At 46.1% G+C, this 12,215-nt stretch carries 7 protein-coding genes; 5 read left to right on the top strand and 2 right to left on the bottom strand.

All coding sequences use genetic code 11. From position 1 onward, the window contains the following. The first annotated feature begins 11 nt into the window (after nucleotides 1-11). The gene (locus FGM00_RS10360) at nucleotides 12-1,082 is read left to right on the top strand and encodes a glycoside hydrolase family 5 protein (protein WP_138852840.1); all 1,071 of its coding nucleotides are present in this window, start codon (nucleotides 12-14) and stop codon (nucleotides 1,080-1,082) included. A 237-nt stretch (nucleotides 1,083-1,319) separates the two neighbouring features. On the opposite strand, the gene FGM00_RS10365 is transcribed toward FGM00_RS10360, so the two are convergent. Further along, entirely contained in the window at nucleotides 1,320-2,087 is a 768-nt protein-coding gene (locus FGM00_RS10365) for a M48 family metallopeptidase (protein ID WP_138852841.1), read from the bottom strand. A gap of 126 nt (nucleotides 2,088-2,213) precedes the next feature. Further along, on the bottom strand, nucleotides 2,214-3,686 hold the full coding sequence (locus FGM00_RS10370; RefSeq protein WP_138852842.1) for an aminoacyl-histidine dipeptidase: 1,473 nt from the start codon (nucleotides 3,684-3,686) through the stop codon (nucleotides 2,214-2,216). A 222-nt stretch (nucleotides 3,687-3,908) separates the two neighbouring features. On the opposite strand from FGM00_RS10370, the gene FGM00_RS10375 reads away from it, so the two are divergent. From FGM00_RS10375 to FGM00_RS10390, 4 genes are all read left to right on the top strand, one after another. Continuing rightward, a complete protein-coding gene (locus FGM00_RS10375; RefSeq protein WP_138852843.1) occupies nucleotides 3,909-4,976 on the top strand; it encodes a DUF3810 domain-containing protein in 1,068 nt (355 codons plus the stop codon). Between the two features lie 183 nt (nucleotides 4,977-5,159). After that, nucleotides 5,160-8,120: an amidohydrolase family protein gene (locus tag FGM00_RS10380; protein WP_138852844.1), complete on the top strand. Its 2,961-nt coding sequence runs from the start codon at nucleotides 5,160-5,162 to the stop codon at nucleotides 8,118-8,120. A gap of 73 nt (nucleotides 8,121-8,193) precedes the next feature. Next, nucleotides 8,194-9,480, top strand: coding sequence for an amidohydrolase family protein (locus FGM00_RS10385; RefSeq protein ID WP_138852845.1), 1,287 nt, complete (start codon nucleotides 8,194-8,196; stop codon nucleotides 9,478-9,480). Nucleotides 9,481-9,650: 170 nt separating this feature from the next. Further along, entirely contained in the window at nucleotides 9,651-12,047 is a 2,397-nt protein-coding gene (locus FGM00_RS10390) for a penicillin acylase family protein (protein WP_138852846.1), read from the top strand. The last annotated feature ends 168 nt before the right edge of the window (nucleotides 12,048-12,215 follow it).

Below are 12,215 nucleotides of genomic sequence, written 5' to 3' on the forward strand. Positions count from 1 at the left end.
AAAGGCACGCTATGAATAACATTCTTCTTAAAGCATTTTTCCTAGCTTTTATCTTACTGACCAGCTGTTCAAGTAGCACTACTTCGCAGTCGGCAGATGAGGAGCAGGCCGAAACCCAGGAACCTAACAATGCTGACGGAGATACTGGAGAAGACACCCAAGGTTCCCAAGGTACAGTGGTCGGTGCATATGGTCAGCTTAGTGTTTCGGGAAAAAATATGGTCGACCAAAATGGTACTCCCGTGCAACTTCGGGGTATGTCGCTATTCTGGAGCCAGTGGATGGGTCAATTTTACACCAAGGAAGCGGTGCGATGGCTAAAAGACGACTGGAATATTACTGTCATACGCGCTTCAATGGGCGTTGAAGATCCGGGCGGGTATCTCGAAAATCCCGAAATCGAAAAGGCTAAGATTTTCGAAATCATTGATGCTGCCATTGAAGAAGGTATTTATGTAATCGTAGACTGGCACAGCCATCATGCCGAAGATCATCTGGAAGAGTCAAAAATATTCTTTGCGGAGGTAGCGCAAAAATACGGAGACCAACCTCATATTATTTACGAGACGTACAACGAACCCTTGGATGATGTTTCTTGGGCAAATACATTAAAACCTTATCACGAAGAAGTAATCAACGAGATTCGAAAATACGATACGGATAATATCGTCATCGCAGGCACGCGCAGTTGGTCGCAGCGTGTTGATGAAGTTATCGGAAACGAAATAGACGACGCCAATATCATGTACACCTTACACTACTATGCCGCTTCGCACAAACAGGAATTACGAGATATTGCCCAGACCGCAATTGATGCCGGTCTGCCTATTTTCGTGACCGAGTATGGCGTAACGGAATATTCCGGTGATGGTTTTATTGATGTTCCCGAAGTGAATACCTGGTGGGATTTTCTCGATGCCAACAACATCTCTTGGTGCAACTGGTCTATTGCCGATAAGGATGAAAATTCCGCGGCCTTGAAACCCGGGGCAAGTGGCAGCGGTAATTGGCCCGAAAGCCAACTGACGCCATCTGGTCAGATGGTGCGGGCAGAATTGAAGGCGAAGAACCCAACCTTCTAAGCTTCATGGATTGAGTGATCCTCCCTGTTGTAAAGTGATTTAATTATAACTGGAATTGGTGCTTCTGCAGTGGGATACAACGTAAGAACGGATTAGCGTCTATGTTCCGGTTCCCTGCACTAATGAAAAAATGCCCCGCCAATTCTTCTGCAGAGCATTTAACATTCGAATAAAAAAATTCTTGAAACCGACTATCCACGAGGCAGGTCGGGGAATTATTTCGATTAAAGTAAGCGCTTATTTACCGTCTTCCTTATCGGCCCATTCCTTAGCTCGTGCAGCGCGCTTTGCAGAACCTGGGTGAGAAGACATCAATGAACCCTTGCCCCCATCGTCACTTAGCTCGGCCAGCTTTTGAAAAGCTCCCTCCATTGCGTGATAATCATAGTCATGGGCGACCATAAATTTAAAACCGTATTCATCGGAAGCCGATTCGTTCGACTGTGAAAACTGTGCATTGAGCATATTTTCCATAAAACCACCGATTTCGTCATCTGCAAGTACCTTCCCTGCGCTCGTATTGGTTATCGCTACATCCTTTGCCGCAGAAATGGCATAGGCCGATTGGTATCTCTTTTTGGAATGCCCTAATTTCACATGTCCGATTTCGTGCCCGATAACGCTGAGCAGTTCATCATCCGTCATCAAATCCATAAGACCTGCCATGACCCTAACGCTACCGTCAGGAGTAGCAAAAGCATTGATGTCTACTACATTGTACACCTTAAAATTAAGGTCCAGGCCGTCCTCCGTTTCCAGACCTTCGACGAGTTTTGCCAAACGATCTCCGTAAGGGTCGCCTGCCTCTGCAACCGGATTGTTCTCATCCATCCATTGCACCGATTCTAACGAAAGCTGTGCCATATCCTCATCGGAAAGGGTTGCCGCTTTGGTCATTTTCTTTGCCGCATCTACATTGCCTTTCTTTAATATTTTCTTTCCGAATTGCGCATGGACACCTATGGTCATCGCGAGTGCAGTAAGCACTAAAATTGTTTTTTTCATAATAAATTAAATTTAGCGTACTTCCCTCAAATATGGGAATTTGTTTAGTTTCAATCCCTTTTCTTCTTGTAAGGAATATTGTTAATGGTTTGCAAATTTGTTCAAAGATAAAATTTCTAGGAACTTTTAAGTATCCCTTTTTTCAGGGATATCCTTTAAAATTTCCAAAACAAACTTCCAAAACTTCTGTACCGAAGAGATTTGAACGCGCTCATCCGGCGAATGGGCTCCCTTGATCGTCGGTCCGAAACTGATCATATCCAGATCGGGATAGTTTTGTCCCAAAATACCGCATTCCAGACCCGCATGGCATGCCACCACCCTGGCTTTTTGACCGAACAAGGCCTCGTATTTACTTTCCAGCGCCTTTAGGATGGCAGAATCGGGGTTAGGGTTCCACCCCGGATATTCGCCATCAAAGGATACCTCGAATCCACCAAGCTCGAAGGTCGACTTTAGGGATTTGGACAAATCCATCTTTGCGGAATTTACCGAAGAGCGTGTCAGACAGGAAATTTTTATGTTGCCATTCTTCAAGGCCACCCGGGCGATATTGTTCGACGTTTCCACCAAATCGGATATTGACGCGCTCATCGTATATACGCCATTATGTGCGGCGTATATAGTCCTGAGCACCTGATGCTGCGCCTCCTTTTGCATCACCTTCGTTATGCTCTCCACCTCTTCTTTTAAGACTACCCTCAGTTCCGGTTCGGTCACTGAAAGTTCTTTTTGGATAATTGAAATCAAGCGCGCTAGATCATTTTTAAAATCTGAAATACAATCGTTTTGGATTGCAAAAATTGCAACACTTTCCCTGGGAATGGCATTTCGAAGACTCCCACCCTCTATTTCCGCTATGCGGATACCGAACTTTTCGGAAGCCTGGTACAGCAAGCGGTTCATAATCTTGTTCGCATTCCCCAGCCCTTCATGTATCTGCATCCCGCTATGCCCACCTTGAAGGCCTTTAACGGTCAGTTCCAACACCTTGAAATCATTTCCGACCGCTTCTTCTTTATACTGTCGCACGGCCGTCACATCTATTCCACCTGCGCATCCGATATCGATTTCATCATCTTCCTCGGTATCCAAGTTCAATAGAATTTCGCCTTGGAGCACTCCTCCTTGCAATCCAATCGCACCGGTCATTCCGGTTTCTTCATCAATGGTAAACAGGGCTTCCAAAGCTGGATGGGGTATGTCGGTACTTTCCAGCAAAGCCATGATCGTAGCCACGCCCATGCCATTGTCCGCACCCAAGGTTGTGCCTTTTGCCTTCACCCAGTCACCTTCCACGAACATTTCGATACCTTGGGTTTCAAAATCGAAAATGGTATCGTTGTTTTTTTGGTGTACCATATCCAAATGTGATTGAAGTGTCACCATTTTCCTCTCCTCCATCCCAGGAGTCGCCGGTTTTCTAATGATGACATTTCCGACATGATCGGTCATAGTTTCCAGTCCAAGAGCATTACCAAAATCGACCATGAACCGAATTACCCGCTCTTCTTTCTTTGAAGGTCTAGGTACGGCATTCAAATCGGCAAATTTGTTCCAAACGGCTGCTGGCTCCAAGGCTCTTACTTCATCACTCATAGTATTTGTTTAAGTTTTGCCAAAAATACAGTGTCTCTCTTTAGTATCCTGAAGAATTAATTACTTTTGATTGCATGAGTTCGTCTTTGATGGCCTTTCATCCAAAGCCTTTTAGCGGCACTCAGGACGAACGTCAATAGCGAAATTGCCAAACCCAACATAATTATTAGGGAGGAACTAACCCGATAGTCAAAAAGGGATAAGCCGACTTACAAATGGCCTATGAACAACAGACTCCGTAATGGTATCGCCTTAAGTTTCATTCCCCAGTTTTTTTTGGTGAAATGGGCGGCCGGAAATTCCGATTGGGTCGAAATTTATTACAGCAATGGCATATATCCTGCAGTTAGCAAGTTTTTTCGTTTTTTATTTGGATGGATTCCCTTTTCCGTAGGGGAAATCGTCTACACTTTGCTCGTCATCCTATCGCTATACTACATCGTCACCTATCGAAAATGGATTTTGGCAAAGCCATGGGTTTTTCTTCGGGATGTCGTCATGGTGCTTTCCGTAGTGTATTTTACGTTTCACATGATGTGGGGCCTTAACTATTACCGCGAACCGATTGCCCAAAAACTGGAAATCGTCGACAAGGCCGAGTACCAAGAGGTGTTGGACCTTACTACAAAACTCTTGGAACGGACTAATGCCTTGCAGCTCGAATTGACAGGAGACCGCAGCCAAATGGTTCAGCTACCGTATACTAAAAAGGAGGTGTTCGATAAGACCATATTGGGCTACGAGGAAATTAAGAACCGGCTACCATTTTTAGATTATGAACACCCAAGCATCAAAAAATCGATGTTCAGTATTTTATCGAGTTATATGGGTATTGGGGGATATTTAAATCCGTTTACGAACGAGGCCCAAGTAAATGCACTAACGCCTATTTTCAGGTTTCCGGTCATCAGCGGGCATGAAGTGGGCCATCAAATCGGCTATTCTGCGGAAAACGAAACCAATTTTGTAGGGTATCTCGTTACCCTGAAAAATCCCGATCTCTATTTTCAGTATTCGGCATCGGCCTATGGCCTCAGTCATTGCATGAATGCCATATCCGATATCGACAGGGTTACTTATGACAACCTCTATGCGCAATTGCACAAAGGGGTGCAAAAAAATTACCAAGAACTACGTGATTTCAGTGCCGCCTACGAAAACCCGGTGGAGCCTATTTTCAAATCGGTCTTCAATAGTTTTCTCAAGGCGAACAACCAACCGGACGGCATTAAAAGCTACAGTAAAGTAGTGCATTTGATGGTGGGGTATCATGAGAAGCATCCCTTATAAAAGAGCTTGCAGTGGGCAATTGCGGTGAACAGAGGTTGCATACCGCCTGTAACCATTGCGAACTGGCTACTTTTTTCGTGTGCAAAAAAAAGAATAGAAATAATTCCCTAATTCTCTCTACTTCCCTTATTTTTAAAGAGACTAATTTACGAGCCCTCTTGGGTTTCGACTAATCCGACCGATATGAAAATGCGACTTCTCGCACTGGCCCTTTTTTGGTGCAGTGCAACTCTTTTTGCACAGGAATATTTCCCTAAAAACGACGGAGTAAAATCCAAAAACAACAACTACACCGCATTTACGAATGCCAAAATCTATGTAACCCCCACTCAAATTATCGAGGGCGCTACCTTGCTCATCCAAAATGGTAAAGTTGTGCAGGTCGGAAAAACGGTCTCCCTACCAAAAAGTACCATCGTGATAGATTTGACGGGCAAGACGGTATATCCTTCCTTTATCGAATCTTATTCGGGGTTCGGGGTTCCGCTACCAAAAAAGGCGGAACGCAACGGTCGTTCGGCCCAATACGATACAAAGCGGGAAGGTTTTTATTGGAATGACCACATTATGCCCGAAAATAATGCCATTTCCAAATTCAAATACGACAATAAAAAAGCCGAGGAATTAAGAAAAGCTGGTTTCGGGGTGGTCAACACGCACATTCAAGATGGTATCGCCCGCGGTACGGGGGTTTTGGTCGCATTGAATGCAGCAGGCAATGATGCCGACCGTATTCTGGACGATCGCTTGGGACAGTATTTTTCGTTGGATAAAAGCATCGCCAGCAATCAGGCCTACCCTACCTCCTTAATGGGCAGTATGTCCTTATTGCGCCAAATGTATCACGATGCCGATTGGTACGCCAAGGGTAATGTCGACACCAAAGACCGCTCCTTGGAAGCCTTGAATCGAAACAAGAGCAAACTGCAAATTTTCGAGGCCGGTGATAAAGGCCATGTGGTTCGCGCCGATGGAATCGGGGATGCCTTTGGAATTCAATATACCATCGTAGGCGGAGGCGACGAATACGAACGTATTGCCGACGTCAAAGCCACTAATGCCCCTATGATCTTGCCGTTGAATTTTCCGGATGCCTACGATGTGTCGGACCCCTACGCCGCACAATATGTGGCCTTGGCCGATATGAGACATTGGAACCAAGCGCCGGCCAATCCTAAAATACTGGCCGAGAACGGAATTGTTTTTTCTTTAACCACCCATAAGCTGAAGAAAACGGAAGAGTTCCAGAAAAAGTTGATGAAAGCCATCGAATATGGTCTTTCCAAAACCAAAGCGTTAGAAGCGTTGACTACCGTACCTGCACAAATGCTAGGGAAATCCGCTGAAATCGGTTCCTTGCAAAATGGGCGTTGGGCGAATTTCCTGATTACTTCGGGAGACCTCTTCGACAAGAACACCACCTTATATGAAAATTGGGTTCAGGGCCAGAAAAATGTGATCAACGATATGTCGCTCAAAGACATCAGGGGCGAGTATGATCTTTCCGCCGCTGGGCAGACGTTTAAAATGTCCGTCACTGGAGAAGCGGGAAAGCCCAAGGTGGAAATCAAACAAGACACCACCAAGCTGAAATCGAAATTTAGCTACAGCGGCGACTGGATACAGCTTTCCTTTGCCGATACCGATACGCAGCACTATAGAATGACGGGCTTGGTCACTGCCGACACGGACAATTTAACAGGTAAAGTGGCACTTCCCAACGGGAACGAAGGACAGTTCAGCGCTAAAAAGACTAGCGATTTTAGCGAAAAAATCACTGATTCGAAGAGCGGGGACAAGACAGACGAGAAGCCGGAAATCGTGGCGGTTACCTATCCGAATATCGCTTACGGCTATTCGTCACTGCCAAAAGCGGAGGACATGCTCTTTAAAAATGCGACGGTATGGACGAGCGAGGACACCGGTATTTTGGAAGGTACCGATGTCTTGGTCAAAGATGGGAAAATCAAGAAAATCGGCACCGATCTGAACGCTGGCGGCGCCAAGGTTATCGATGCTACCGGAAAGCATCTGACGGCAGGGGTCATTGATGAACATAGTCATATTGCAGGACTATCCATCAACGAGGCGGGACACAATTCCTCTGCCGAGGTAAAAATGGAAGATGTAGTAGACCCTGAAGACAAGGGAATCTACCATGCCCTTGCAGGGGGTGTCACCTCCCTGCAATTACTGCACGGATCGGCAAATCCCATTGGTGGGCAATCGGCTATCTTAAAGTTGAAATGGGGCGAAAGTGCGGCGAACATGATTTACGACAACTCGCCCAAATTCATCAAATTCGCCTTGGGTGAAAATGTGAAGCAAAGCAACTGGCAGAGCTTTAGCCGCTTTCCGCAAACACGTATGGGCGTAGAACAGGTTTTTATGAATTACTTTCAGCGTGCCAAAGAATACGAGGTGCAAAAGAAAAGCGGACAGCCTTATCGTTATGATGAGGAAATGGAGACCTTGGTCGAAATCCTCAATAGCGAACGTTTTATCAGTTGCCATTCCTATGTACAGAGCGAAATCAATATGATGATGAAAGTCGCCGAGCATTTCGGTTTTCGCGTCAATACCTTTACCCATATCTTAGAAGGCTACAAGGTGGCGGATAAGATGGCCGAGCACGGCGCAGGTGGTGGCACATTTAGCGATTGGTGGGCCTACAAATACGAAGTAAACGACGCCATTCCCTACAATGCGGCCATCATGCAAAGCCAAGGGGTTACCGTGGCGATCAACAGCGATGATGCCGAAATGATCCGCCGATTGAACCAGGAAGCGGCCAAAACAGTTAAATACGGGGGAATGACCGAGCTGGAAGCATGGAAAATGGTGACCATCAACCCCGCCAAACTCTTGCATTTAGACGATAGAACGGGAAGCATCAAAGAAGGGAAGGATGCCGATTTGGTACTATGGAACGGGCATCCGATGTCGGTCTACACTAAAGCGGAGAAAACCATCATCGACGGGGCCGTGTATTTCGATTTACAAAAGGATGAACAGCTACGGGAATCGGTGAAGAAAGAGCGCAATCAACTCATCGATATGATGCTCTCCGAAAAAGAGGGTGGCGGTAAAACACAGGCCCCGAAGATGAGCAAAAAGGAAATCCATACCTGTGAAAGCGATTAGAAATGGAATCGTTGGTACCACTTATAAAAAACATTAATTTCCGCTTAAGCGGACGTGACAAAAAGAAATACCCATGAAAAAAGCAACAACATTAGTATTCATTGCCTTCCTAGGTGCATTCATCGGTTGGGCACAGCAAACACCGGCCCCACCACAGTCAGAAGCGATCAGCATAACTGGGGCGACCGCTCATATCGGTGATGGCACGGTGGTCGAAAACGCCATTATCGTTTTTGAAAATGGCAAAATTACCGCCCTAGGAAGCGACGCAGCAACCAAAGGAAGAATTATCGATGCGGCTGGAAAACACATATACCCTGGCTTTATCGCACCGAACAAATCACTGGGATTGATAGAGGTAAACGCCGTTCGTGCCAGCAACGACCAAGAGGAACTCGGGGAAATCATTCCCCACGTACGTAGTTTGATCGCGTACAATTCAGAATCGAAAGTTGTGGAGAGCATGCGCCCCAATGGTGTACTGTTAGGACAAGTAACTCCACAAGGTGGCCGTATTTCGGGAACTTCTTCCATCGTGCAGTTTGATGCGTGGAATTGGGAAGACGCTGCCGTAAAGGTAGACGATGGCATTCATCTCAGATGGCCGAATTCCTTCCGACAAGGCCGATGGTGGATGGGCGAAGAACGCGGATTTAAACCGAATAAGGACTATGCAAAAGACGTTGACGCCGTAGCGACCTTTATGAAGGGCGCTTTGGCCTACGGTAAGGGCGCGGCCAAGGAAATGAATCCTGCCTTTGCCGCCATGCAAGGTATTTTTGACGGAACTCAAAAACTATACCTGTATGCCGATGGGGAACGCGAGATCATCGATGCGGTTACCACAGCCAAGAAAGGCGGTGCCAAACATGTGGTTTTAGTAGGCGGCTATCACGCTTATAAAATTACCGATTTCTTAAAGAAACACGAGATACCCGTTTTGGTGCAGTTTGCCCATAACCGACCTGCATTCGACTATGAGGATTATGATTTACCGTATAAGCTGCCCAAATTATTGGCCGATGCGGGACTTTTGGTAGGTATTCAAAATGCCGATGCGTCTAATTTTCAGACCCGAAACTTACCCTTTTACGCCGGGCAGGTTGTTGGACAGGGTATGGACAAAGAACAGGCCCTATCATTGATTACGGGCAACACCGCAAAAATTCTAGGAATAGACAGTGATTTCGGTACTCTGACAGTGGGCAAAAGCGCGACGCTCTTCGTATCGGAAGGCGATGCACTGGACATGATGGGCAACCAGCTCACCCATGCCTTTATCGATGGACGTGATATTTCTTTGGAAACCCACCAGACCGAACTTTGGAAACGGTATATGGGCAAGTATGAAGGGAAATAAGTCGTACGGTTCAAGTCATAAGACCGCATCTCATTAAATCTTGAGACTTTTTAGAAGTTTTTTTGGGGTACTTGAAGGTAAAACGAAAAGCTCCTTTGCCTCAGAGAAAAGGCCCTAAAATTGCATCAGGGCTCTAGTTGGTCGCGTTCCATATATAAAACCGTATTATAATGAAACTTCGCCTATCATTTTTTTTGGTCATCCTTGTTTGTTCTTGTAAAAACGAAACTACCAACAACGTCGACGAGCAAATGATTGACGACCTGTTAGAACCCGTTGAAATTGTAAGGGACCAATGGGGCATCAATCATATCTACGCCAAAAATCAAAAAGATCTATTTTTCGCCCAAGGCTACGCCGCCGCAAAGGACCGCTTGTTTCAATTTGAAATATGGCGAAGGCAAGCTACCGGAACCGTAGCCGAAATCCTAGGGGAACGAGAACTCAAAAGGGATATTGGGACACGGCTCTTTAAGTTTCGTGGCGACATGACCACTGAAATGAAGTACTACCATGAAGACGGGGCTGAAATCATCACGGCATACACCAATGGGGTCAACGCTTATATTTCAGAAATCCTACAAACCCCTGAGCGGCTTCCAATAGCATTTAAAATACTAGATATTCAGCCGCAACTATGGACGCCAGATGTCGTCATTTCGCGACATCAAGGTCTTTTGGGAAACATCGAACAAGAGTTGCAAATAGGCCGGGCTGTAGCCAAACTAGGTGAAAAAACCGTAAAAGACCTCTATTGGCTTCATCCCAAAGAGCCTGACTTGACAATCGATGCTAGTATTGATACCGACTTACTTTCAGAGGATATCCTTGAACTTTATAATGCCTATCGCCAACCGGTAACATTTGAAAAAGGAGATGTGCTGCCACAGTATCAAAGTACGGCGGCGGAAGAGACAGTGCTCTCGCTAAACGAAGGCAAAAACGATTCTTTGGCCATAGGAAGTAATAACTGGGTCGTGAAAGGGGATTTGATGGCGGACGGCCACACTTATATGGCCAATGACCCCCATCGGACCGTTGCCGTACCATCGCTTCGCTATATGGCGCATTTGGTAGCGCCAGGTTGGAATGTTATCGGGGGCGGTGAACCGGAGATTCCGGGAATTTCCATCGGACATAACGAATATGGCGCATGGGGATTAACCGTATACAGAACCGATGGGGAAGACCTGTATGTATATGAGCTGAATCCCAAAAATCCGCAACAATACAAATACAAGGACGAATGGGTCGACATGACAAAAATCTCGGAGACTATCAAAGTAAAAGGTCAAAAAGATTCCATTGTGGATTTATTTTATACGCGACACGGCCCGGTCTCTTACATTGATCGTAAAAACAATACAGCATATGCCGTGCGTTGCGCTTGGTTAGAACCTGGTGGCTCACCTTATTTGGCCTCTTTACGTATGGATCAGGCCCAAACTTGGGAAGAATTTCGTGCCGCTTGCAACTATAGCCACATCCCGGGCGAGAATATGGTGTGGGCCGATTCCCAAGGCAATATTGGGTGGCAGGCTGTTGGTATCGCACCGATCCGAAGAAATTTTAGTGGACTCGTTCCCGTTCCCGGGGACGGGCGTTATGAATGGGATGGATATTTACCGATTATTGAAAAGCCCCATGTGTACAATCCCCAAGCCGGTTTTTTGGCTACTGCCAATCAAAACGTTACTTCGGAAGACTATACCCATTGGGATGCCGTAGGGTATTCCTGGTCCGACCCGTATCGTGGCGACCGCGTGAACGAAGTGCTCGGTTCGGGCAAAAAAATGACCATGGCCGATATGAAGGCCCTGCAAACCGATTATATTTCTATCCCTGCCAAGACTCTAGTGCCTATGTTGGAGCCCTATATGTTTAACGGTATCGTAGCGGAAGCCAAGGAAAGATTAAACGGCTGGGACTATAAACTGAAGGCAAATTCCGTCGCGGCCGCCATTTATGTAGCATGGGAAGACCATATCAAAGCAATGGCAAATGAGCGATTTATACCGGCAGCTGGTAAAGGCCTTGTTCCAGGAATTCAATTGAAAAAAATTATGGATTGGATCGCCAAACCCGACTATCGTTTCGGCCCGGACCCCGAGTTTGGGAAAAATCAATTTTTATACCATGCCTTTATCAACGCGATTACCGATTTGGAAAAGAGGCTGGGTCCCGATATCGATAAGTGGCAGTACGGTCAGGAAAGAAATAAACATACTTTTATGCAACATGCATTGAGTGATGCGGTAAACGACTCCATAAAATCCAAACTGGATGTAGGACCGTTACCCAGGGGCGGAAATGCCTATACGCCAGGTTCTACCGGCGGCAATCTTAGGCAAAGTAGTGGCGCAACCTTCCGAATCATAGTTAATACGGGCGATTGGGACGCTGCCGTAGGCACCAATAGCCCGGGACAATCGGGCGATCCGGACAGTCCTTTCTTTGACAATCTCTTTGAAACCTGGGCCAAAGACGAATATTTTCCCGTATACTTTTCTCGAAATAAAGTGGATTCGGTTGCGGTTGAAACTATGGTATTGCGTCCAAAGAAGTAGAATCTATTAAAGTGGCCGAAGCATAGTCTTAAACGCAAATGTAAATTGTATGCTCCATCGCTTGGGCTTTTAAGCTCCCCTCTATCTGCCATTGACCCATTCATTCCCTTCTTTGTCCAAAAGGGGGAGCTTAAAAAGCCTCCTTTCTTTAAAAAGAAAATGTAAAAG

Origin of the sequence: Aggregatimonas sangjinii (genome assembly GCF_005943945.1) — a bacterium.
Classification (GTDB): domain Bacteria; phylum Bacteroidota; class Bacteroidia; order Flavobacteriales; family Flavobacteriaceae; genus Pelagihabitans; species Pelagihabitans sangjinii.